The sequence below is a fragment of the uncultured Shewanella sp. genome (genome assembly GCF_947491715.1).
In the GTDB taxonomy this organism is placed as follows: domain Bacteria; phylum Pseudomonadota; class Gammaproteobacteria; order Enterobacterales; family Shewanellaceae; genus Shewanella.
Window position 1 is genome coordinate 37323 of record NZ_CANLKR010000001.1, and the last position, 24566, is coordinate 61888.

Here is a 24566-nt window from a genome sequence, read left to right on the forward strand (position 1 = left end):
AGAATAAATGAGAAGTCCAGTTGCAGTTGCTGTTTCAGCAGCGTTAATGTCCATGGCGATGAGCGTGCAGGCCTCAGAGCAATACAGTGTATCCATCACGAAACCTGATTTACCCGCTGACACGATTCAGTCGGTAAATTTAAAATTACAACAAGATCTTAATTTTGTTAATGGTCAAAGTCGTCAGAAAGTGTTTATTCCTGAAGATGATTTAGATGCGGGTGTGCATCGTTACTTTGTTCGTTTCGATGACAGTCCTGTGGCATTATATGAGGGTAATATTCAAGGATTTAAAGCGACGAGTCCTGCTGTAACTGAAGGAAAGAGTCGAAAATTAGATGTTAATGACTCTGATGTAAAAGCGTATCGTCAGTATTTGACTAATCGCCAAGACAGTGTGATTAATCAAGCAAAATCTAAGTTAGGCACTTTAAAAATAAAACAAAGAACTAACCTATCATACAACGGTATGGTGGTTGAAATGACGCAAGCTGAAGCCAAAAAGCTGGCATTAGTCAGTGGTGTTGCCCATATTAAGCGTGAAGTTTTACGTCACACGCAAACGGATGCAGGCCCTGCTATTATTCAAGCGCCAGCCGTCTGGGATGGTAGTGCCAGTGGCACAGCAACTCATGGTGAAGGCATGGTTGTGGGGATCATCGATACGGGTATTAATAGTGACCATCCTTCATTTGCCGATGTTGGTGGTGATAATTATGATCATACCAACCCTTGGGGTGAAGGCGTGTATTCAGGGGATTGTGCCGCCGATTACCCAGCGCTGTGTAATGACAAATTAATTGGCGTACATAGCTGGCCGCTTATTACCGATCAATATCCTTATTATGACCCTGATGTGGCACAAAATGGTGAAGATCATGATGGTCATGGTTCTCACACTGCCAGCACCACGGCGGGTAATTTCTTATATGATTTACCCATTTCTGATGTCGACGGTAAGCCACTAGGTATTTCGTTTGATGCGATGTCAGGTGTGGCACCTCATGCCAATATTGTTTCTTATCAAGTCTGTAAGCCTGGTGATGATGACGCCATTGGCTTTAATGGTTGTTACCCATCATTAACCGTATTAGCCGTTGAGCATGCCATAGAAAATGGCGTGGATGCGCTTAACTATTCTATTGGTGGCGGCACGAGCGATCCATGGCAAGATGCAGACGCGCTGGCGTTTTTAGCGGCTCGTAAAGCGGGCATTCATGTAGCAACATCGGCTGGTAATGATGGCCCAGATCCACAAACTGTTGGATCGCCTGGGGATGCACCTTGGTTAACCACAGTGGCAGCTTATACCCATGACAGAGATTATAGCGATAAAACACTATCAGAATTTACTGGTGGTGACACAACAGCGCCAAGTACATTAACGGGTAAAGCGGCCTCTGGTGCATTTAGTGGCTCTATTGTTTATGCGGGGGATTTTGCTAATGCCAATGATCCTGATGGAGACCCTGCGCAATGCTTACAACCTTTCCCTGAAGAGACCTTTGCCGATAATACTATTGTGGTGTGTGATCGCGGCGCCATTGCACGAACAGCTAAGGGGCAGAATGTCCTTGCAGGCGGTGCAGCAGGCCTTGTACTGGCTAATGTTCAAGGTGGCGCGAGCAGTGTGGTTGCTGATGCACATACGCTTCCTGCCATTCATATCGATGCCACTCAAGGTGATGCATTAAGAACTTGGTTAGCAACCGGCTCTGATCATACAGCGAGTATTTCAGGAACCTCGATTGTCAAAGATGAAAGCTTGGCACGCATTGCTGCAGCTTTTACGTCAAGGGGTGCTAATAAATCGGTTCCAGATATCATAGTGCCTTCTATTGCAGCGCCAGGTGTCAGTATTTATGCTGCTTATGCGGATGAGCAGTCAGATAAATTTAAAGAAAACCCTAACCCCAGTGATTATAGCTTTCTAAGCGGTACGTCTATGGCCAGCCCGCATATTGCGGGTGCCTTGACGTTAATTGCCAAGTTACACCCTGATTGGTCGCCAGCTGAAGTGCAATCGGCACTAATGCTAACAGCCGATCAGAATACCTTTAAAGAAGATGGTGTGACGCCATCAGATTTCTTTGATATGGGTGCAGGTTACGCCAATATCTCAGCGGCAGCACAAACCGGTCTTATCATGGATGAGACTTATGAAGGCTATATGGCTGCTAACCCAGGCATTGGGGGTAAGCCACTTGAAATAAACTTGCCAACCATGGCTAACTCGCAATGTGTCGATACTTGTACTTGGACAAGGCTTGTTAAAGCGACAGCGGATGCAACGTGGACAGTAGGCACTGAAGGTGTGACTGACGGATTAGGTTTATCCGTTATTCCTACGACCTTTAGGTTGTCTGAAGGTAATGTTCAAGAGCTGACGATTACAGCGGATGCATCAGCGATTGATGATGGTTGGAATTTCGCCAATATTAGCTTAACCGCAAATAATCTACCGAATGTGAAGTTGCCTGTAGCAGTAAAAAAAGGCACCGATAATATTCCTGCTGAGATATCCATTACTGCAGCGAGCATAGAAGGTGTTGTGACTTACAGTGATTTAACATCAAATAACCTCTCTGGCATGACTGTTGGGGTTTATGATAAAGCGACTCTATTAGTCGAACCGGAAGAAATTGATGTGCCGGACGGTGAGTTTGGCTATATTGCCGTGACCTTTGATAATGATGTTGATAATGTGACATTCACGACTTCTTCAGAAACTGCACCTGATGTTGACTTAAGAATTCTTGATGCAAATAATAACAATGAAAAAATAGGCAGTAGTGCCGGTGCAACCTCTGATGAAAGTGTGACTTTTATCGACTTACCTGCAGGGACTTACTATGTTGTGGTTGATGCCTTTACTGCTTCGGCTCCAGGTGCAACAGACAAGGTATTAATTACGGCTAGTTCCATCATTGTTGGTGATGAGTATCTTAGTGATAATGTTGTCGCAAGTGTTGTTGAGAATGATAATAACTTTGACTTGACCTTTAAGTGGGATACGGATCAAAGTGTAAAAGGCTTTTTAATTGTTGAGTCTGGTGATAAAACGGCGTCTAAGCAAGTGCCATTTTTATTGACACGTCAAGATGCTGTTGCTGTGACTCATACATTATCATCCGAGATGATAGCAGGTGAACTCACCACGGTGAGTTTTAATATTCCAGCTAATAGCACCAATGAGGATGTTACTTACCAATTATCAGCAGCTATTCCATCAGAACATGAAATTATGAATGTGTCTCATGATGGTGTATTGAGTGAGAATGGTATTTCTTGGGAAGTCACACAAGAGGTTAGTGAGCACTCTGAAGAGGTGATGGTTAGTTTTGATATCATTCCTCGAACTTCTGGTAGTGATTATAATTTAACACTGTCACATAGCTTTGCAGATAACGCGGTAGAGAGAGACTATGGATTTGGTGTTTTACAAGCAGCACCTGTGGCTATGGTTAGTTTCCCTGAAACAGCATTAGAAGAAGGGAATGTATTACTTGATGGAACAGGATCTTCTGATGCTAATGGTGATGAGTTAACTTATCAATGGACACAAACTGCGGGTACGAGTGTCACTTTTGATGCCGCACAAGCGAGTATTAGTTTCACTGCACCTGTTATTTCTGAAAGTTCAGAATTATTTGAATTTGAATTAACAGTGACAGATAGTGAAGGGAATACGGGGCTAGCGACAGCAAATATCACCATTCAGAAAGAAGAAGTTGAAGCTGAGCCTGAGCCAACACCAGAGCCAGAAGCAGATAATGAACAAGCGGCAAGTAAGTCTTCTAGCGGTGGTTCATTAGGTTGGTTAGCAATGATATTATTGCCTCTAGCTTGGTTGCGTCGTAAGCTAGCAGCATAATAAGTGAAATGTATGAATTAGGCGTTGTTATGTAAGCGCTATCCACTCATTTTAATACGATAAAGAAAAGGCTGAGCCGGTTAATACGGGTTCAGCCTTTATTTTTAATTAGTGTTAAATCTACTACTCTTGTTTAAGAAGTAAAGCGTTTAAGGTTTGACATTACGCGTGATGGGGTTTTGCAGAATAATTAAGGTTTCTGTGGACTGGATTTCATCAATTGATTGAATGCGGTTAATTAATACATGTTGAAGGCCATCAATGGATTGACACATAACTTTGACAAAAACATTGAAATTTCCTGTGGTGTAATAAGCTTCCACGACTTCTTCTAAGGCATTGAGTTTATCCAGTGCAGCAGGATAATCGCCAGCACTTTTCAAATTAATGCCAATAAAACAGCAGACATCGTAACCTAGCGCTTTAGGGTCGACGGTGATCTGTGCACCTGTGATTATCCCCGCTTGTTTCATTTTTTCTACTCGCACATGAATCGTCCCCGCACTGACGGAGAAGCGTTTAGCCAGTTCAGCAAAAGGAGTGCGGGCTTCTTGCATTAAGGCGGCAAGGATCTGATTGTCGAGAGGATCGCGATTAAATGCCGTTTCCATTTATTACCTCAATGTATCAATAGGTTGTTAGTCATTAAGCTATAGCAGTGAACTGAGTTTATTAGGCTCAGATTTATTGCTCTCCTTGCGCTTCAATAAAGGGGGTATCACAAGTGAAAGTCATTTTTTCACCGGAATAAGGATGCGTTATGGTTAAGCTCTGAGCGTGTAATAATAACCGAGGTGCCAGTCTTTTGGCTAATGGATCAGCATAAAAATTATCGCCTAAGATGGGATGTCCCAGCGCCATCATGTGCACCCTTAACTGGTGAGAGCGTCCTGTAATTGGGGTGAGTTTAACTAAGGTTGATCGTTTGGCCTGCGTTAATACCTCAAAATGGGTTTGAGAGGCCTTACCAACATTATGACACACTTTTTGTTTTGGCCGATTTGGCCAGTCGCAGATCAAGGGCAAATTGATGCTGCCTGTAGGGTTTTTTACATGGCCAGCGACACGGGCTAAGTAGGTTTTTTGTGTTTCTCTGTCTCTAAATTGCCTTTTAAGTTCTTTTTCTGCGCTGCGCCTGAGGGCGACAATGATAATACCTGATGTGGCCATATCGAGGCGGTGTACGATTTGTGCATTGGGATGCTCGGCCAATACACGGCTGAAAATACTGTCATTGTGTTTAGGATCGCGTCCAGGCACTGAGAGCAGCCCGGAAGGTTTATCAAGGACAATAATATCCTTGTCTTGGTGCAGTACTGTTAACCAAGGGGTTGTGGGAGGAGAGTAAACAAAATCGTTCATGAAAAGCCCTTGCTATCGTAATACAGTCAATAAATGCGTGGCAAAGATACTCTTACAAGAGAAGGCTTGCAAGAGGTAGCATTAAGCAAATGTGATTATTTATTTTTTGTCATTTAGTTGAGAAGGAGAGTGAAGCTATCTAAGGGAAAGGTTTGTCAGTAGAATACAGGGCTTAAGTGGGTTAGGTTAAGAGAGAATGTGTGACAGAATTTAATGTGATTTATGAGTCGCTAGATGAATATGGGCCGTTAATAGTGTTGGACAATAAAGAAGTGAGAATATTGGCTTTCGCTGAAAACGATGAGCAAAGTAAATTATTAAAGCTAACCCCGCATGTTCCACAACATACTTATTTACAGGCGATGTTATTGGTATTACTTTTTTGTCAGCCTAAACGAGTCATGATTTTGGGATTAGGCGGAGGAGGGCTAATACATGCACTTAAGCATTTTGATGCGGGTATCAAAATAACCGCTGTTGAGTTACGAGAGCAAGTTATCCACTTATCTAAGCGTTTTTTTCAATTACCTCAAAGTAAGAAACTCACATTAATCAATCAAGATGCCAGTGTGTTTTTAGCTGAAAATGATCATAAAAAAGTGGATGTTATTTTTGCCGATATCTATGGTGCTGAAGGTGTGGATGAAGCGCAATTGTCACTGCATTTTATTGCTTTATGTAGCAAGAATATGAAAGAAAATGGCTTTCTTGTACTGAATTGCTGGAAAGAGCATAGTCAGAACTTATCCTTATTATCTCATTTACAAATCCATTTTTCGGATGTTCGAGCATGTTTAACCGGTGGCGGTAATTGGGTCATTATCGCCAGTAAGCAGCCACAAAATAAAAGTGTCAATGAACTTAAATCTAATGCACAAATGCTATCAAAAAAGCTAGACTTCCAATTAGATAGAAGTTTAACTCGATTTAAAATGTGGCTTTAAATTTGATTGTTATTCTAAAAATGACGCTATTGTAATAGCATTCAAAATGTTTAATGTATATTGCTAATGTTCCGTGGGGTATGACAGGCTCATAGGACTTAGAATGAGGCTTTAGAGATGCAAGCAAATTTTATTTCCGATCCTATTGTTGAGTCTTTTTTGGATGAATTATGGTCAACAGAAGGGCTAAGTGATAATACCTTATCAGCCTATCGAAGTGATTTGCTGCATTTTGATACTTATATTCAAAAAAAAGGACTGGTGTTACTTGCCGTAACGCAAGCGAATGTGCGTGCCTATCTTGAACATCGTTTCGAGCAAGGGTTTGCTAATAGCAGTAGTGCTCGTTTAGTCAGTAGCCTTAAGCGATTCTATGGTTTTTTAAGGATAAATAATCGTATAAACATCGATCCCATGGAGATGTTACAAGCACCTAAATTAACGAGAAAACTGCCTAATTCATTAAGTGAGGATGATGTCAGTTCCTTGCTAGCAGAACCCAATGTGGATGACGCAATAGAGTGCCGTGATAAAGCCATGCTAGAGTTACTTTATGCTACAGGATTACGGGTCACAGAGTTGGTGAGTTTAACGCTTGAAGAAATCAGCCTCAATCAAGGTCTTGTGCGTATTGTGGGTAAAGGCGGCAAGGAGCGTATTGTCCCTATTGGGGAATATGCGATGGCTGAAATAGAGTCATATTTATGTCATGGGCGACATCGTTTATTAAAAAATCAGCCTAGCGATGTACTGTTTCCTTCTAAAAGGGCGAAGCAAATGACGAGACAAACTTTTTGGCATCGTATTAAGCATTATGCCATTAGAGCGGGGATCCTCTCTCCTTTATCTCCACACACTTTACGTCATGCGTTTGCGACACATTTATTAAATCATGGTGGCGATTTACGGGTGGTACAACTATTGTTAGGGCACAGTGATTTATCGACGACACAAATTTATACTCATGTGGCGAAAGCAAGATTATCTGAACTACATAAAATGCATCACCCAAGAGGTTGATGCAATAAGTTGGTTAGACTTTAGTTGTGCTGAGTCAAAAACAGGCATTGATGAGAATGAAAAACAGCCAAAAATGGTAAAAAAGTTGCTTTCGATGAGTTGAGGCTGTAAGTTTTGAAGTTAAAGCAGGGTCTATTCTTATGAAGCATAAGAATCGTGATCCACACTTAATTTATTTAGGATATCCAATGAAGTTTACTCGTGTACTTTCTTTGATGGCGGTGATGGCATTATCGCCAGCAGCTATGGCAGCAACGGATGCTAATAAGGCTGAAGCGCAAATGCTGAAGCAAAAATTGAGCTCAACTCTTGATGTTGATGTCATGTCAATAAAAATGTCATCGATTCCCGGTTTATATGAAGCGTTAACAAATCGAGGTGTGCTGTATATTAGTCAAGATGGCACTAAGTTAGTGCATGGCACGATTTATGATTTAGATAACGGCATGAAAAACTTAACGGAAGCAGCAATGGCTGGACCAAGGCTAAAAATGCTGAAGAAACTTGAAGATCAAATGCTTGTTTATAAATCAAAAAATCAAAAATATGTCGTAACTGTTTTTACTGATATTAGCTGTGGTTATTGCCGTAAATTGCATAGTGAGATGAAAGAGTATAATGATTTAGGCATTACCGTTCGCTATCTCGCTTTCCCACGTGCAGGTGTACCATCAGCTACGGCGGATGAGATGGAAGCGGTGTGGTGTTCAGCGGATCCATTAAAGGCGATGGATGATGCTAAGGCTGGTAAGCCCGTTAAAGATGCTAACTGCGATGCGAAGATTAAAGAGCAATATGAGCTTGGTGTGGCATTTGGTATTAATGGTACCCCTGCTATTATTTTAGAAGATGGCAGCTTGATCCCTGGTTACCAACCGCCGAAGCAATTGTTAAAAATACTTCAGCAAGTGGATGAGCAAAAAAAAGCGGAATCGACGCCATCTAAATAGTGTTGATTTAGGTGTTTAAAAAATGAGCCTTTTTTGGCTCATTTTTTATGTCGTGTCTTTTTTCAAACTATCGCTTACGCTATAGTGCTTCTTTTCTTTCAGGTAACTTTCATTTGTGAACCATCAAATCAATCGTCGCCCCCATGTGGATGACAGCCACCTTCCTGATTCCTTCTCGCCATTGTTAAGACAAATTTATGCCAGTCGAGGCGTACTTGCTCACGAATGTGATTTAAATCTAAGTCATTTACTTAGACCTAATAACATGCTGGGACTGGATAAAGCGGCACAAATCATTGCCGATGGCATCGCCAGTAACAAACCTATTTTGATTATGGGCGATTTTGATGCCGATGGAGCAACCTCAACCAGTGTGTGCATATTAGCACTGCGCATGATGGGGGCTGTTAATGTTGATTATCTTATTCCTAATCGTTTTGATTTCGGCTATGGATTGAGTCCTGAAATAGTGCAAGTTGCACACACTAAGGGGGCGGAGCTGTTGATCACTGTGGACAATGGTATCTCTTCTATTGAGGGGGTCGATGCAGCGAAAGCCTTAGGTATGCAAGTGGTGATAACCGATCATCATTTGCCCGGTCAAGTGCTTCCAAATGCCGATGCCATAGTGAACCCTAATCAAGTCGGGTGTGGTTTTGCCAGTAAAGCTATTGCAGGGGTTGGCGTTGCTTTTTATTTAATGTCAGCCTTACGGGCAGAATTAAGAGCGCGAAACTGGTATCAAACTCGTCATATTGCTGAGCCTAATTTAGCGCATTTATTGGATATCGTGGCATTAGGTACGGTGGCTGATGTGGTGCCATTAGATTGTAATAACCGTATTCTCGTTGAAATGGGGTTAAAGCGGGTGCGAGCGGGCCGATGTCGAGTGGGGATCACGGCGTTATTAGAAGTAGCGAAAAAGAATGTGTCTCGTGTGGTGGCATCTGATTTTGGTTTTACTGTTGGCCCAAGATTGAACGCTGCGGGTCGATTAGATGAAATGGCCTTAGGCGTCGAAACCTTGCTCTGTGAAGATGTCATGGTTGCTCGAAGAATGGCGTCGCAACTTGATAGCTTGAATATGGAAAGGAGAGAGTTAGAGCAAGAAATGCAACAAGAAGCATTAAAGAGCCTACAGAGTCTCACGCTTGATATGACATCTTTGCCTTGGGGAATTGCTTTGTTTCAAGCCGACTGGCACCAAGGGGTCATTGGTATTTTGGCTTCACGTATAAAAGATAAATATCATCGACCGGTTATTGCGTTTGCTGATGCAGGTAACGGCGAAATAAAGGGCTCTGCACGTTCAATTAAAGGCCTGCATATGCGAGACTTGCTGGAGCTGATTAATAGCAGACATCCCAAAATGATCCTGAAATTTGGTGGCCATGCGATGGCAGCGGGTTTATCGATAAAAGCAGCGGATTTTGCTGCATTCAATGATGCTTTTGATAAAGCGATTCGAGAAACGATAAAACCTGAGTTGTTAACGGGGGAATATCTTTCAGATGGTGAATTATCTGCCGATGAATTAACGATGGCCGTTGCAACAGAGCTCAGACAGGCTGGACCTTGGGGACAAGCTTTTCCAGAGCCTTTATTTGATGGCTATTTTAGCGTTATTCAACAACGTATTGTTGGTGAGAAACATTTAAAATTAGTGCTGGAAACACCTTGTAGTCGTGTCATGGTGGATGGCATTGCATTTAATGTTGACTTGAATACTTGGCCCGATGCCAGTATTGATCAGGTGAGATTGGTTTATAAATTGGATGTGAATGAGTACCGTGGTAATCAAACGCTGCAGCTACTCATTGAACAGATTGAAGCTGTTTGACAGTCAATGAGCGGTCTTGAAGTCCCACGGGTATAAAAAGCGATGCGAAGGCTCAAGCGAACTGACTTGGCTAACTGAGTGAGTTCACATCGCTTTTTTCATTAGTCTGTAATGGTCTCGACACCGTCTTCTTTACCCACTAATAAGACATCAGCACTGCGATGAGCGAATAATCCGTTGGTTACTACGCCGACAATCCCGTTAATTTGCTCTTCTAATACTTTAGGCTGCATAATTTTCATATTGTAGACATCTAAAATAATATTACCGTTGTCAGTGATGACGCCTTCTCGATAGACAGGATCGCCACCTAATTTAACCAGTTCTCTCGCCACATAAGAGCGGGCCATAGGAATGACTTCTACGGGGAGAGGAAACTCGCCTAATATATCGACTTGCTTAGTGCTGTCGGCGATACAGATAAACTTATCAGCCACAGCAGCAACAATTTTCTCTCGTGTCAACGCAGCTCCGCCGCCTTTGATCATGTGCATTCTGGGATTAATTTCATCAGCGCCATCAACGTAAATAGACAGATCGTTCACACTGTTAAGATCGTAAACTGGGATCCCTAATGCTTTCATTTTTTCTGTTGATGCCTCAGAACTAGAGACGGCGCCGTCAATATCGGCTTTCATGGTGGCAAGGGCATCAATAAAGTGATTGACGGTTGAGCCCGTACCAACACCAACAATACTGTCATGTTCAACATATTTTAGTGCGGCCCATGCGGCGGCTTTTTTCATTTCATCTTGCGTCATTGTGTTATCTCATCAAGGCAGTAAAGTGACTTTATTATACTCTGCTTCGCGAGGGCATTCTTTGGTTTTTTCACTGAAAAATGATTTTGTAAAAATTGTCTAGAAAATAAGAAAGCTATTGTGCTGGGAGAATGGAAAACGTATTTTTGACGGTAATGTCTTTTTTAATTAGTGATATTGGGGAGTTGTCATGGCTGGAGCGAGTTTACTCACTTTGTTGGATGATATTGCGACGGTGTTAGATGATGTCGCCACCATGAGTAAAATGGCGGCGCGAAAAACAGCAGGGGTTTTAGGGGACGATCTCGCTTTAAACGCTCAGCAAGTCTCTGGAGTCAATGCAGACAGAGAGTTACCTGTAGTATGGGCGGTGGCAAAAGGATCATTTAGAAATAAATGTATTCTTGTGCCTTTGGCTCTTTTGATTAGTGCGTTTATTCCTTGGGCTGTGATGCCATTACTCATGTTGGGTGGGCTGTATTTATGTTTTGAAGGTTTTGAAAGCCTGTATCATGCTTATCGTCATAAAAAAGAGGTTAAACAATCGTCATCACTTGATGTTAATTTGGCGGCACTGCATATTGAAGCAGGGTTAGATCTTAACGCTTATGAAGCAAAAAAAGTGAAAGGTGCAATACGGACGGATTTTGTCTTATCGGCTGAGATCATCGCCATTACCTTAGGGGTTGTGGCTCATATGAGCTTAATGACGCAGTTTTTTACCTTAGTGATTATTGCGATTGTGATGACAATAGGCGTTTATGGCATAGTGGCATTAATTGTGAGAATGGATGATGCAGGACTATACTTGAGTCAGCAACAAGCTTTTGGCCATCGAGGAGACTTACAGCGAAAATTGGGAGGAATGCTTTTAAGGGCAGCGCCATTATTGATGAAGAGCTTATCTGTTATTGGTACCCTTGCTATGTTTATGGTGGGCGGGGGTATTTTGACTCATGGGTTGCATTCAATCTTAGTTGTTTTTAACTCGATTGCCGCGATGACACAATCTTGGTTTTTAGTGGGACCTGTCTTATTGTTAATACTCCCTAGTGTATTGAATGCACTGTTTGGCGTCTTGGTTGGTGCTGTCGCGTTGGGTGTATTGACGCTCATTCAAACACTCAAAAAAGTCATTAGATCATAAAGGAAGTGCCATTGAGTCATATCGATGAGATAAAAATAGCAACGTTAAATTTATTCAATTATATCGAGCCCCCCAATGCCTATTATGATTTTGACAATATTTATACTCATCAAGAATGGCGTAAAAAACAAGCATGGATAGTGCGGTTTTTATTAAAAGCTCAACCGGATGTTATAGCCTTTCAAGAAGTGTTTAGTGGTGATGCATTAAAAGTGTTATTGAAAGACAATGGCTATCCTTATTTTGCCATTGCGGGGGAGCCCGTACAAAAAGCTGACCATGTATATGAATCGCCAGTAGTTGCCATTGCTTCTCGCTATCCAATTGAAAATGCTGCTATTGTTAAAGCCAATCCTTTGTTGCCTGGCAGTATGGGCCTATTAGGTGATTTCAGTTATAGCCGCGCACCGCTTTGGGTGAGCATTAAATTGCCAAGTTTGGGGTTGTGTGACTTCTATGTTGTGCATTTAAAATCGAAACGTCCCATGGTCGACGCTATTGAGTGTGCTTATGAAGCTCAGCATTCACAAAAAAGGGGAGCACCAGATCCTGCTTTAAAAAATGGGTCTTCACAAAGCGCACCTTATCACACTGAATTTTCACAGGGAGCGATTCGATCAAGTTCCAAAAAGGCGAATGAAGAGGCTGACAATGTAGGGCAAGTCTTAGCTGAAAATGCATTGGGTACATGGGCAGCAAGTATTCAAAGGGGGACAGAAGCGGCCATGTTATTTAGCCACATAATCAATAGTCGTCAACGTCATCAGCAGCCTTTTGTTCTCATGGGGGATTTCAATGATGCTATTTCGGGAGATATTTTGTCCCATTTAATGACAAATGAATTGCGCTTCTCGCGAGAGTCTAGGGGAGAAATCAGTGACTTTGTTATCAAAGATGCGTTTGATTTATATCAAGCGAGTCTTGATCTTATGTTTGAATTGCCTCGTCCAGCGACGCATTATCATGGCTCAAAAGGTGCTGTTTTAGATTATATTTTATTATCTTCAGAGTTTACACCTACCGATAAACATAACATGGCTGTCGTCACACATTATCAGATATTTGATGAACATTTAGTGAACCCCCAATATGAGCAAGACAGTCAAAGTAGCGATCATGCGCCAGTGATGATAAGCGTTTTACCAAGAGGGTGTTGACTTTTTAGTGTTGTACTCCTGCGACTGCATGGAGATGACAGTTGACGGTTTACTTTGCATGTTGATTTTTTAATGGATTATCACATTTATTTTTAAGGCACTCGCTGGTTTTTTAGTATAAAATGCGCCTCCAAAATCAGGTGGTGCTTTAAAAGCGAAAGATTACGCTTCGTTTTACTACATTCGAATTTTGGAAATGCAGTATTAGCCCGCCGTACCAAATAAAATATCATGTATGGGGACGGCAAAATGTCACAGAAGTGCTTTATTACGGCGCAGCAATTATTAGAAGATTCATTTCGTTTGGCAGCGCAAGTTTATGAGAGTGGTTTTCGCCCGCAGTTTATTGTTGGGATCTGGCGTGGTGGTGCGCCCATTGGTATTGCAGTGCAAGAATTTTTTGATTTTAAGCAAGTTGAAACGGATCACATTGCCGTGCGTACTTCTTCTTATTATGGGATTAATCAGCAAAGTAAACAAATTAAAGTTCACGGACTGCATTATATCGTTGAAAATGCTAATGCCGATGATGCACTCTTGATCGTGGATGATGTGTTTGATTCGGGCCGTAGTATTCATGCCTTAAAAGAAAAACTCGGCGAATTGATGCGTTTGAACATGCCAAAAGATGTACGAATAGCTTGCCCTTATTATAAACCGAATAACACGGCTGTTCCTTTAAAACCTGACTATTATATTCATGGTTCTGATGAATGGCTGGTGTTTCCTCATGAAGTGTCAGGTTTATCACCACAAGAAATCATAGAAGGTAAAGGCGATTTAGCCAATATAAAAGATTTGTTTGTGTAATACGAGCCTATTAAAAAATAGGCGCCACTTAGGCGCCTTTATTCTTGAGATTAATGTTTACTTTAGCTTTTATAAGTTATTACAGTTTGCATAATAAGTGACGGTTGCTGGCCAATCAGAAAAAACACCGATAACACCGACATCTTGCGCGAGTACATGCAGTAATTCATAAGTATCACCATCTTGCCCAATACTATCGCTAATACTTTGATAGTACCAACCCCCTTGATCTTTTAATAATCCTGAGCGCTCTAACGTCCATGTGATGATCTTTAAATTGGCTGCTGTTGCGGCTTTAGCATAGTTTGAAGGCACGATATTCTTGTTTTCATCTAAGGTGACTAATGCCCATAATGGAGGTGCGATAATATTGATCCCTTGATTTTTTAGTTCATCCATTGTGGGTGACCAGCTCGCAGCGATGTTAGGATCAAAATCATCAAGATCATATCGGCCATCAAGATAAACACCTTGTTCGGCGTATTCTGGATGGCTTGTTAACCAGTATTGAAGATCGTCTAAGTTAAAGGATTGGGGAAAGACATTCGATGGGGAAACATCGGCTGCAATATACTCATCAAGCATTTGCTTGGCAAAGTCGGCTTGGCTATAGCCATCATAGGGCATAGTGATACTGGGGCTTTTTAACTCTGGTGTCATTTTAACGCCAGCGTCTTTAAACAAGGATATGCTTTCTGCATGGGTCATGACAGTGCCGCAGCTTGAGTAGAGATCGGTGCGCCAGTTGGCTGTACCATCCATATACTCTTCTGCTGTTAATGCATTGGGATTGAAGGCATCCATTTTTCCACATAAAGACTTAAATTGTGCCACCGTAATATCACTAGTGCAGCAAGTCGCGCTCGCGGCAATACCGTTATTGAGATCGGCAGGCGTAAAAGGCTCACTGCATTGGTTGGCCAGCTCTGGAAAGGCTAAAATATTGGTTGTACTGGCGAGATCGCATTGAGAATGACGACATACTAGTTGTTTATCTGAGGTAAAAGTGACGTCACATTCGACAATGCCTGCTCCTGAATCTATGGCAGCTTGATAAGACTCTTTAGTGTGCTCAGGAAATTGCATGGCGGCACCGCGGTGACCGATTGAGAAGTCACTGCGATAAAAAGGCTGAGTTGAGCATTGGGAGAGCGCTGTTTTTAATTCACTTTCTTTCATATCTCTGACGAGAAATAAAGGCCTTGGTCCAAGTTGAGCCGTTATTTTTTCTATTGGTTGAGTTTCAGGTACTGGATTTTCAACAAGCTCGGTTGGGAGGGTATCTTTGTCATCATTACAAGCGGTTATTAGAGTCAGGCAAGCGATAAGAGAGGCACAGTGTCGCATTTTTTTTGTCAAAAACATCATGGTCATTAACGTCCATAAAGAGAAATGAAGGTTAGCATAATGCTTATAAATGACAATTTTGCAACAAAAAAATTACATTGAAAGAGGCGGAAAGGTGACTGGCATTAATTAATGCCAGTACCTGAAAGCGAGGTTTACATGCCTAAGAAAGAGCTTGATTTCACTTTACGAATTTCTTTTTCATCAGACCATTCAATAAGACCCGTTTGCAAATCCATTAAACGCATCGTCATTTTGTAATAGACATCTTTTGTGCTGCCAGCTTGTTTAACAATGCTGGATAGATTGCCATAAAGCATATATTGCGCACCAATTTGACGACCGAAGTTAATGGCGGTTGAAGGATCTACCATGCCTGAATTATTTTGGTAATCGAGTTGTTTACGTACCGCATCGACTTTAGTCATGTCAATGAAACGGAATTTACCTGAGCGTAATAATTGATTGCTGATAGAGTCGGTGACAGATTCAGTATCAATGTGCTCTGAGGTTTTATTCTTGATGCGATCGACAAAAATAATGGGGCGGTCATTAGCTGTCAGTGCAACAACTGGGGGGAAAGTCAACATGCTGTTGACCATTTTGGTTGTAATGGCTTGGAGATCCGTTGAACCAAAATTAGCATTAACCGTTTCAACTTCAGTGGCATCGCCATATTGTACTTTAGATTGACAACCTGCTAAGGCGATTAAAAATGTAATAATAAAAATTAACTTAACGTTTTTCATAGTAAATTCCATACAAGTGGTGACTAAATAATGGTTGAATAAAAACGAGTATAATTACCTGTATCTATTACCCAAATTAAGGTTGTTCTATTGGATTCTATATTAATTTGCGTGGTTGAACTATTATCCAATTGAATATCATATTGGCCTGCATCGAGGTATTTTCGTGCAATTTGTGCCTGCTGAGGTAAGGTTAACCAACTTCGCCTATCTGCTTGTTCTGACACCAGATTAAAAATTTGAAGGACGACAGAACCCCAATCATTGGCGTTTCTTGCCAGTGAATATTTAGCATAGACTCTTGCGACTTGCCGAGCAAGCGCAGCGGGTAAATCTTCTTTTAATGCGGTAATCGCAAGAGCGCTAATATCGGCAATTGGTGCAGCTTGTAATGTGGGGCCTATTCCGTTAATACGTGCAGTGCGGACTTGAGGCTCTCTTGAGGAATAGGTGGCTAAGGAAATGCTTTGCCATTTATCATTAATCGGAAAGGGGACGGTAAAACTTTGTTTAGCAGGTACAAAACCTCGCTCAATAAGGAAAATGACTTGTCCTTGGCCCGCTTTTGGAACAATAGCGGATCCCCAGCGACGCTTAAACTCATCAAATTGCGGCATCCCTAACTGTTTTGCTAGTCGAACGAGATCTTGATGCACATAAGGGTTATTCGGTGAAATTTGCGCGGCTTTTCGATAATCGATAAAGGCGTCATTGGTCTCGCCAAGTATTTCATGCAATACGCCAGTGGTATAGTAACTATAAGCATTTAAAAAAGCGCTGGTGGTGCTGCCAGCTGCTTGGCTGAGCTTGCTCATTTCAGCATTGACAGTCCCATTTGCCATGGCTTGTACCGATTGATTTGATTCTTCGTATTTGGCCTGCTCTGTGCTTTGTAATTCATTACTGCGTCTGACTTCCACCAATGCGCCTTCAAAATCATTGCTAAAAATATAATTTAACGCTTGATATTGATGTAGCATGATCCGCTCGTAGCCCGGGCCGCGATAGGGGATCACATTATCATTGACCAATAAACTACTGGCAGTGGCACCTGTATCCGTGACACTGACAATGGCCTTGTTATCAAAAGTAATATAATCACTGACGGCTTGCCGATAAAAGGCTTTACTGGCTTCGAAATCACCCCCTATTTGAGCAACACGTCCGGCTTCTTGTGCGTATAATAATCCGTCATTACCTGATATTTTTGGTGTTAGTAGGCTTAAACCTTCAAGCGGCGCATTGCTATTTAGTTCTGCTTTGACTGGCGCAAGTTGTGAAGGGTAGTTAATAAAAACACTGTTAATGGCGCAGCCTGATAACGTCAGTAATAGCAGAAAGAGAAGGTGCTTTGCTTTCATGGACTCACCTTGGAGGAATGCAACGTTTTTGCTGAAGCATTTTGCGTTTCAGCTCGTTTATCGATAGTGATCCCTTGGAGGTGATCATATTCATGTTGAAAAATGCGCGCAATAAAGCCCGTTAACCTTTCTTCAATCCATTCTCCTTCAAGTGATTGATATCGAACATCAACCCATTGGTGTCTTAAAATGGAAAAGCGTTGAGTTTTTATCGATAAACAACCTTCTTCCCCTGTTTCCATTACGTCAGATCCGGTTAATATGGATGGATTAATGACAACGGTGGGGCGGACAAGTGGTGCATCAGGATAGCGTTCATTAGGGTGGGAAGCCATTATAAACATGGCGATGCTTTCATGAACTTGTGGCGCGGCCAGTCCCACGCCTTTTGCTTCTTGAAGAGTGTCGAGCATAGTTTGAGCTAATGCATGAATATGAGCATCAATTTGGGTAACATTAGCGGCTTTTTGGGAGAGAACTTCTTCTCCGACTTGTGCGATAGACAACATAAGAATATGTGACTCCATATTAAGCGCTGATTGCTGTCCATATGGACAAATTTATACAGTAAGTATACCCAAACTCGGTGGTATTGCAGAATTCAACCAACGTAGGAAAGTCAATAATGGGGGGGTGGCGTTTCATCTGCTTGACTGGCCATATTACTGGGTTCAATGGTTTGAATTTTTGTCACCAATAGTCTGAGCTGCTCTTGCTGGGTAGCAATAATCTCATTGAGTTTAATGACTTGCTGGTTTAACTCTTCTATTGTAATATCTTGAAAAGATTGCTTCATTTCAAGTTCTTCAATGCGTTGTAGCATTTGTTCCATACTTGACCTCTAAAAGGGAAATACTGAGTCTAACGATAATATCAAGATTGTTAACACTTGTTGTTCAAATAGGTCTGAACAAGTGGTTCTAAAAGCTAACCTGTTTCTTACTCTATGCTTTGAAAGGGTTTTGCTTAAACATTCAGCTCTTTGAGCTAGCCAATATTATCAAGAAAAGAGTATACTCTTTTTGACCGCTTTTAGGTGAAATAGTTTGGTAAATTATCAACCTACTAAGCTTTAAGATATTTTGTCTTTATGTTAGCTGGTTTTGATGTTATTGAAGTTTTATATTGATTATTTGAGTGTAATTGATTAAAAATGAACCAGGAATTAAAAGGGAAGGAAATAAGTTGAACTTCTTAACTGACCCTATGTCTCAAAGCAAAGATCCTGTGTGATTAAGGTTACCTTAATATATCTCATGGCATAATCATGGAATACCGTTAATATAGTGTGCATGTGCGATTGGATAAAGAATGTATACAGAATGAAATTACCTTATCGTTTTCAACTGTAATAGGATGATTTTTTGACCGTAACAATGCATTTATTTAATCTAATTGGTATAACGTATTTAACTAGTATAAGCTGTTATACCTAACTGTAAGAATCGAGTTTATTATCATCAATTATAGATGCTGAGGAAGCTTTTCAATGAAATCTATTTACAAATTTTCGCTAGTTGCGTTAGCTGTTGTTGGTTTAAGTGCATGTAATCAAGAAAAAGCAGCTGAGTCGACAGCAACGACTGCGGCGCCAGTTCAACTGACTACTGAAGCACAAAAGGAAGCCTATAGCGTTGGCGCATCTATCGGTACTTACATGGTTGGTCATATCAAGGAGCAAGAAGAGCTTGGTATTCCTGCAGATAAAGCGCTGATCATCACAGGTTTTAAAGATGGGTTAAATAGCAATCTTCAATTATCAGAAGAAGATATGCAAAAAATACTTCAAGGTCTATATGAGAAGTTAGATCAAAAACGTCAAGAGCAAGCGGCTGAAATCGCAGAGAAGAATGAAAAAGCGAGCGAAGCATTCTTAGCGGAAAATAAGGCTAAGAAAGGCGTTGTGACAACAGCATCTGGTCTGCAATATGAAGTCCTTAAAGAAGGAACGGGTAAAAAACCGACGGCTGAAGATACTGTTACCGTTAATTATGTTGGTACGTTAACAGATGGTACTGAATTTGACAGTTCTATTGCTCGTGGCAAGCCAGCGACTTTCGCATTGAATCGTGTGATCCCTGGTTGGACTGAAGGTTTACAGTTGATGCCTGTTGGTTCTAAGTATAAGTTTGTGATCCCTGCTGACTTAGCTTATGGCGATCGTGATATGGGAACTATCCCAGCGAATTCAACTTTAGTCTTTGAAGTTGAATTATTATCAATTGATACTCCAGCTGCTGATGCTAAAGAAGCACCAAAAGAAGCACCTAAAGCGGATGCTGCTAAGAAGTAAAGCACTCGATAGAGACAGTCAAAAGCCACTTACATTGTAAGTGGCTTTTTTGTTTTACTTGGGGATATAAGGCAAAATCAGCTTATATGGGTTAAAATCAAAGTTGAAACTGATTTTTGATTTGAGTTTGCTTTATGGAATATGAATTTTTACGCAATAGTATGACAGGCACTTTTTTAGCGCGTTTCAGTATGGAACATGCCATTATGGGATTATGGTTTTCTGAAGAGTTAGCCGATAATAAAGAGTTTTATGTTGAAATTGGGCAAACGATTGCTCAATTACAAGCTAATCAAATTGGCAGTAAAGTTTTTGTGGGAAAAGGTTTATCGGTTGAACTGGATAATGAACAGGTGCGTGTTTTTGCCAATGAAGTTGATATGGAGCAAGATATCGAGCACGATAGTGGTCTTTCTTTGTATGATAGTGAATCAGAAGCCTTTTGTGGATTAGAAGATTTTAATGAAGTCTTGCTTAGCTGGCGTCGTTTTATTGATGAAAAGCATTAACAAAATAGCCTTTTTATATACCTTTAAATAGAGCAGCTTTCGCTGCTTTTTTGTTTTTCAATTCCTCCTTTATATTATGCTCGAATTTTGTGCACAAATATTTTGTGTGCACTAAAAGCGTGCATTTTTATTTCATATTCTATTTTCTTTTCTATTTATCTAATTGAATAATATATTTTTTTATACTTGGCCTAATGTTTGAAAGCTCACAGTTCAAGATCATCGATTATCTCTCCCTTTAAGGATTGTTCGGTATCGTTCTTATCAATAAAAATAAAGTGTGTTCAGGAGGCTAGCGATGAAATTAGTGAGTGCCATTATCAAACCTTTTAAATTAGATGATGTACGAGAGGCGGTGGGGGAGTTAGGCGTTGAAGGGGTGACGGTGACAGAAGTCAAAGGTTTTGGCCGTCAAAAAGGTCATACAGAACTGTATCGAGGTGCAGAATACAGAGTGGATTTTTTACCCAAAATAAGACTCGATATTGCCACTCGAGCAGACAATGTTGACATCGTTATCGAAGCGATTATTTCTGCAGCAAGAACGGGAAAAATTGGTGATGGCAAAATTTTCGTGTCTGATCTCGAACAGGTCATTCGAATACGAACAGGCGAAACTGACAGTGAAGCACTTTAAATTTGGAGTCCATAATGGAAGAAATAACAACTATAAGCCAAACGGTATCTGAATTGAGATTTGCATTAGACACATTTTACTTTTTAATGTCAGGAGTATTGGTTATGTGGATGGCTGCAGGCTTTGCGATGCTTGAAGCTGGACTAGTTCGTTCAAAAAATACCACTGAAATTTTGACTAAGAATGTCTGTTTATATTCTCTTGCTTGCATCATGTTTTTACTGGTTGGCTATAACATTATGTACGTCAATAATGTCGAGGGTGGTTGGCTACCATCAGTGGCGATGTTCATCGGTGAGCAAGCAGATGAGGCTACACATGCTTTAAGCAGTGATTTCTTCTTTCAGGTGGTCTTTGTTGCCACGGCAATGTCAATTGTGTCAGGGGCGGTAGCAGAGCGCATGAAACTTTGGGCATTTTTATTGTTTACTGTAGTGATGACAGGCTTTATTTACCCAGTAGAAGGTTATTGGTCTTGGGGAGGTGGTTTTTTAGCCCAGTCAGGATTTGTTGACTTTGCAGGAAGTGGCATTGTTCATCTTGCTGGCGCCGCTGCGGCACTTTCAGGCGTATTATTATTAGGAGCAAGAAAAGGAAAATACGATGCCAAAGGGAAAGTGAATCCTATTCCTGGCTCAAATTTGCCCATGGCGACATTGGGTATGTTTATTTTATGGATGGGATGGTTTGGCTTTAATGGTGGATCGCAATTGATGATTTCAGATCATACTAATGCAGAAGTGGTGGCGAAAATATTTGTGAATACCAATTCAGCAGCGGCATTTGGGGCTATTTCTGCCATGATAGTGTGTAAAATGGTTTGGCGAAAAGTGGATTTAACCATGATTCTAAATGGCGCACTTGCTGGACTTGTGGCAATAACCGCTGATCCCGCTTCTCCTTCATTAATAGTGGCCGGACTCATTGGTCTACTTGCGGGTTTTGTGGTGATTTTTGCGATTATTGGCTTTGATCGTTGTCAAATTGATGATCCCGTTGGTGCGATTTCGGTGCATGGCGTGGGTGGTTTATTGGGATTACTCTTAGTGCCTTTATCGAATAATGAAGCCAGTTTTTTGGGGCAGTTATATGGGGCGAGTGTGATCTTTGCTTGGGTGTTTGTAACGGGTTCAGTGACTTGGATGGTGCTGAAGAAAACGGTGGGCATTCGAGTGAGTGCAGAACAAGAATATGATGGTTTAGATGTGTCTGATTGTGGTGTCTCTGCATATCCAGAATTCGTAGCAATGACTAATTCTCGTTGATGGTGAATAAAAAATGGCTCTCGATAGAGAGCCATTGATTTTAGATTGAGTGTGTTCAATCTAATTAAAAATTAACGCTTGGGCTTGATAGCTTAACCTTGCCATTTGACTCTGATCTTTTAACTCCAGAGCAGATAAAGTGAAAGGTGCATTAAGTCCTGATGCTTGGATGAGTTTTGGATCTAACATGAGTTTGAGTTGTGAGTTATCTGGTGTGAGCCAACTTGCAGCTTGTGTCGTTAAAATAGGTTGATGTTGACCTGATTTATTTGTGCCATTGAAAACCGCACTGACTTCATAACGTCCTTCATTGGCGATATCAAGATTGAGTAACAGGTATTGAGCTTGTTGATTTTGATAGATGACTTGGACTTGCTCAGTAATTTTTGCTGAATTAACAAAAGCTTTAAATGCTGTTTTGACTGTTCTCTCAACAGGTATGCCATTAACTTGCGTGTTAATATTGACTAAAATTTCACTTAACCCTGCATTGTGAGTGGATAGTGCAATATTATCAGGTAGATGTGCTTGCCAATGCTCTTGATGTAAACTGACTTTTAGCGGGGTTTGCTTACCTTGATTATTTTGTAAAAAGACCTGCGGAGAGAGTGTTTCATTACTTTGGCTTAAATCTAAATTAAAGCGAATAATATCAGAGTGCTGATTGATAGCGATTGGCGCGCTTAAGCTTAGCTTAAAAGGTGAGTGCTTTTCTTTTACATTCATTAAATAACGACCTTCAGCGGGTAAATTTTTTGTCACTTGAAGTCGATATTGTCCCGGTTTTGCATCATTGGATAAGGTTAATGCGCTGGAATTATCATTAAGACCTGCAGTGGCTAATGCATCGGCATCCACCGTTGATTGAATAAGGGATAATGGTTTGTTTAATGAACCTTTTATTATGTTTTTGTTTTGTGGCGTGACAATAATGTCATCAGGTGAAATGGTATCGGAGAGATTTAGGCTTGTGAGTGTGTCATGCCTTGGTGCGATTCGAATTATGCTGTTGGTTTGACTGATGCTAAAGATTATTCCTTGATTTAACTGCTCTCCCGTGACAATTTTCCAATATTGATCGCTTTGGCTGGTTTGGGTTGTTACGGGGGTAAAGTGTTTTTGATTAGAGGCCTTTGAGACATAACTGGCATATTGTCGATGTGTGTTGATTGGCGGAAGGCTACTTGTTTGCAGCGAACTTGAATAAAGATCGTCCGCAGTTGGCGTGGATAAGGTCAATGTTTGACTGATGATTGCTGCGTCTACTGTGTTATTATTTTGGCTATCTATGGCAGAAGCGATCGGTGAAATCGCCAATGGATAGCTTAGTACAAGAAAAACCCGAGCAAATCTAATGAGTGATGGCATGGTCGCTTTCCTAAATGTGTTGACGAAGTAAAGTGTCTAAATTGAAGCAGGTACGACGGCTTTGTTGATGGCTTAAAGGCTCACTATCATGGGTTTTATTGATGTCTAAAAACCACACTGTGCCAGCCGCATTTTGAGATTGGCAATCTAAAAAGCCGTCGGAACAATCATCGAGCCAATTTTGAGTGGTTTCCAGTGCGACTTGGTTGGCATAACCACCACAGTAGCTGTCATTATCCCATACTGCTGAGCTGACATCTGAGCCAATGACGGCTTCAAAAGGCTTTAATGTTGCAGGGCGATTTTGCGTGCCATAGAGCCAAGTTTCGTTATAAAAGTCCATCCAGCTGACTTGTTGCTGCTTAACGGCATCACTTTTATAGCCTAATAACCAACCTACGGCTTGTTCAAAAACATTACCTGCGATGGCCGCATCGGCGAGGGGAGTTCCGCCACTGGATGGGGCTAATGCAATCACATTACTCGTTGCATCAATGATGGGGCCATAGCTGGGATCCCAAGTAGGATTTGATAAAATCCAGCGGGCAATATTTCCACCGTTGGAATGTGTGATCATGATCAAGTCATCAATATTATTATTTGTGATAAAGTCATTAAGTTGATTAGCTAAACAACCAGCAGCAGTGTCATCCCACATGTATTGATCAAAGTCACAGTTGATGACAGTGTATTGACTCGGGTTATTGAGTCCTTGTCGAACAGAGTCAATAAATTCGGCGGTCCAATAATCGTCAAGGGCATTGGTTTGTTTACCTGTTCCATGAACAAAAGCAAGGCCTTTTTCGGCATAACTTGTGGAACAAATAGTGATCAGACTGAGCAGTAATAAGGTGTTGAATATCTTCATTGGCGTGTCTCATGTTATTTTGATTGCAATGGGGTATTCGATCCATTAATTAGATGCCAACATATACATTCAATGATATAGAGGAGTGAGCAAGCACTGAATAGGGTAAAAAAGCGGCCACTTTTTTATTTTCAGTTTGTGAGTATGATTGCTCATCCTTAATATTGAATATGTTAGGGATGTAATTTAGGGAAAGCTAAAGTAAGAAGCTTTCTGAAGTACAGTGAAAATCCATTTTCTTGTATTTCACTGCGTTGTCCCTGTGTGACTGCAAGGTTCACGGGGATCTGGTTATTGCTTTCGC

22 protein-coding genes are annotated in these 24566 nt (G+C 41.1%); 12 read left to right on the forward strand and 10 right to left on the reverse strand.

Annotation, left to right across the window (positions count from 1 at the left end; all coding sequences use genetic code 11):
• The first annotated feature begins 7 nt into the window (after positions 1-7).
• On the forward strand, positions 8-3874 hold the full coding sequence (locus tag Q0779_RS00120) for a S8 family serine peptidase (protein WP_298768231.1): 3867 nt from the start codon (positions 8-10) through the stop codon (positions 3872-3874).
• 149 nt (positions 3875-4023) lie between these two features.
• On the opposite strand, the gene asnC is transcribed toward Q0779_RS00120, so the two are convergent.
• A complete protein-coding gene (gene asnC, locus Q0779_RS00125; protein WP_298768233.1) occupies positions 4024-4485 on the reverse strand; it encodes a transcriptional regulator AsnC in 462 nt (153 codons plus the stop codon).
• Positions 4486-4558: 73 nt separating this feature from the next.
• Positions 4559-5236, reverse strand: a complete 678-nt coding sequence (gene rluA, locus Q0779_RS00130; protein ID WP_298768235.1) for a bifunctional tRNA pseudouridine(32) synthase/23S rRNA pseudouridine(746) synthase RluA — start codon at positions 5234-5236, stop codon at positions 4559-4561.
• A 200-nt stretch (positions 5237-5436) separates the two neighbouring features.
• On the opposite strand from rluA, the gene Q0779_RS00135 reads away from it, so the two are divergent.
• The 4 genes from Q0779_RS00135 (at position 5437) to recJ (ending at position 9990) form a co-directional block, all read left to right on the forward strand.
• Complete coding sequence (locus Q0779_RS00135) at positions 5437-6180, forward strand: spermidine synthase (protein WP_298768237.1); 744 nt, start codon at positions 5437-5439, stop codon at positions 6178-6180.
• A 117-nt stretch (positions 6181-6297) separates the two neighbouring features.
• Positions 6298-7200: a site-specific tyrosine recombinase XerD gene (xerD, locus tag Q0779_RS00140; protein ID WP_298768239.1), complete on the forward strand. Its 903-nt coding sequence runs from the start codon at positions 6298-6300 to the stop codon at positions 7198-7200.
• A gap of 188 nt (positions 7201-7388) precedes the next feature.
• Positions 7389-8150: a bifunctional protein-disulfide isomerase/oxidoreductase DsbC gene (gene dsbC / locus Q0779_RS00145; protein WP_298768241.1), complete on the forward strand. Its 762-nt coding sequence runs from the start codon at positions 7389-7391 to the stop codon at positions 8148-8150.
• A gap of 115 nt (positions 8151-8265) precedes the next feature.
• Entirely contained in the window at positions 8266-9990 is a 1725-nt protein-coding gene (recJ, locus tag Q0779_RS00150) for a single-stranded-DNA-specific exonuclease RecJ (RefSeq protein WP_298768243.1), read from the forward strand.
• Positions 9991-10091: 101 nt separating this feature from the next.
• Here the strand turns inward: recJ and rpiA are convergent, their stop codons facing one another.
• Positions 10092-10751, reverse strand: coding sequence for a ribose-5-phosphate isomerase RpiA (rpiA, locus tag Q0779_RS00155; protein ID WP_298768245.1), 660 nt, complete (start codon positions 10749-10751; stop codon positions 10092-10094).
• Positions 10752-10941: 190 nt separating this feature from the next.
• Here rpiA and Q0779_RS00160 point away from each other — a divergent pair, with 190 nt between their 5' ends.
• The 3 genes from Q0779_RS00160 (at position 10942) to Q0779_RS00170 (ending at position 13865) form a co-directional block, all read left to right on the forward strand.
• Positions 10942-11898: a DUF808 domain-containing protein gene (locus Q0779_RS00160; protein ID WP_298768247.1), complete on the forward strand. Its 957-nt coding sequence runs from the start codon at positions 10942-10944 to the stop codon at positions 11896-11898.
• An 11-nt stretch (positions 11899-11909) separates the two neighbouring features.
• Entirely contained in the window at positions 11910-13055 is a 1146-nt protein-coding gene (locus Q0779_RS00165; protein ID WP_298768249.1) for an endonuclease/exonuclease/phosphatase family protein, read from the forward strand.
• Between the two features lie 249 nt (positions 13056-13304).
• Positions 13305-13865: a phosphoribosyltransferase gene (locus Q0779_RS00170; protein ID WP_298768251.1), complete on the forward strand. Its 561-nt coding sequence runs from the start codon at positions 13305-13307 to the stop codon at positions 13863-13865.
• A gap of 69 nt (positions 13866-13934) precedes the next feature.
• On the opposite strand, the gene Q0779_RS00175 is transcribed toward Q0779_RS00170, so the two are convergent.
• The 5 genes from Q0779_RS00175 to Q0779_RS00195 form a co-directional block, all read right to left on the reverse strand.
• Positions 13935-15233: a glycerophosphodiester phosphodiesterase family protein gene (locus Q0779_RS00175; RefSeq protein WP_298768254.1), complete on the reverse strand. Its 1299-nt coding sequence runs from the start codon at positions 15231-15233 to the stop codon at positions 13935-13937.
• A 134-nt stretch (positions 15234-15367) separates the two neighbouring features.
• Positions 15368-15961 (reverse strand): penicillin-binding protein activator LpoB, encoded by a 594-nt coding sequence (gene lpoB, locus Q0779_RS00180; protein WP_298768255.1) that lies wholly within the window; start codon positions 15959-15961, stop codon positions 15368-15370.
• A 23-nt stretch (positions 15962-15984) separates the two neighbouring features.
• Positions 15985-17322 carry a hypothetical protein gene (locus Q0779_RS00185; RefSeq protein WP_298768257.1) on the reverse strand — a complete coding sequence of 446 codons (1338 nt, stop codon included), beginning with the start codon at positions 17320-17322 and terminating at the stop codon, positions 15985-15987.
• A complete protein-coding gene (def, locus tag Q0779_RS00190; RefSeq protein WP_298768259.1) occupies positions 17319-17831 on the reverse strand; it encodes a peptide deformylase in 513 nt (170 codons plus the stop codon). Before def ends, Q0779_RS00185 begins: the two co-directional genes overlap by 4 nt.
• A gap of 110 nt (positions 17832-17941) precedes the next feature.
• On the reverse strand, positions 17942-18154 hold the full coding sequence (locus tag Q0779_RS00195) for a SlyX family protein (protein WP_298768261.1): 213 nt from the start codon (positions 18152-18154) through the stop codon (positions 17942-17944).
• A gap of 657 nt (positions 18155-18811) precedes the next feature.
• Between Q0779_RS00195 and fkpA the strand changes: the two genes are divergently transcribed.
• The 4 genes from fkpA to Q0779_RS00215 all read left to right on the forward strand — a co-directional run bounded on the left by fkpA (position 18812) and on the right by Q0779_RS00215 (position 22026).
• Entirely contained in the window at positions 18812-19615 is an 804-nt protein-coding gene (gene fkpA / locus Q0779_RS00200) for an FKBP-type peptidyl-prolyl cis-trans isomerase (RefSeq protein WP_298768263.1), read from the forward strand.
• Between the two features lie 134 nt (positions 19616-19749).
• Positions 19750-20124, forward strand: a complete 375-nt coding sequence (locus Q0779_RS00205) for a YacL family protein (protein ID WP_298768265.1) — start codon at positions 19750-19752, stop codon at positions 20122-20124.
• A 298-nt stretch (positions 20125-20422) separates the two neighbouring features.
• Positions 20423-20761 carry a P-II family nitrogen regulator gene (locus Q0779_RS00210; protein WP_298768267.1) on the forward strand — a complete coding sequence of 113 codons (339 nt, stop codon included), beginning with the start codon at positions 20423-20425 and terminating at the stop codon, positions 20759-20761.
• Between the two features lie 14 nt (positions 20762-20775).
• Complete coding sequence (locus tag Q0779_RS00215) at positions 20776-22026, forward strand: ammonium transporter (protein WP_298768269.1); 1251 nt, start codon at positions 20776-20778, stop codon at positions 22024-22026.
• A gap of 60 nt (positions 22027-22086) precedes the next feature.
• On the opposite strand, the gene Q0779_RS00220 is transcribed toward Q0779_RS00215, so the two are convergent.
• Together Q0779_RS00220 and Q0779_RS00225 are read right to left on the reverse strand one after the other, a co-directional pair.
• Positions 22087-23394, reverse strand: a complete 1308-nt coding sequence (locus Q0779_RS00220; protein ID WP_298768271.1) for a DUF4785 domain-containing protein — start codon at positions 23392-23394, stop codon at positions 22087-22089.
• Between the two features lie 10 nt (positions 23395-23404).
• Complete coding sequence (locus tag Q0779_RS00225; RefSeq protein WP_298768273.1) at positions 23405-24262, reverse strand: hypothetical protein; 858 nt, start codon at positions 24260-24262, stop codon at positions 23405-23407.
• Between the last annotated feature and the right edge of the window lie 304 nt (positions 24263-24566).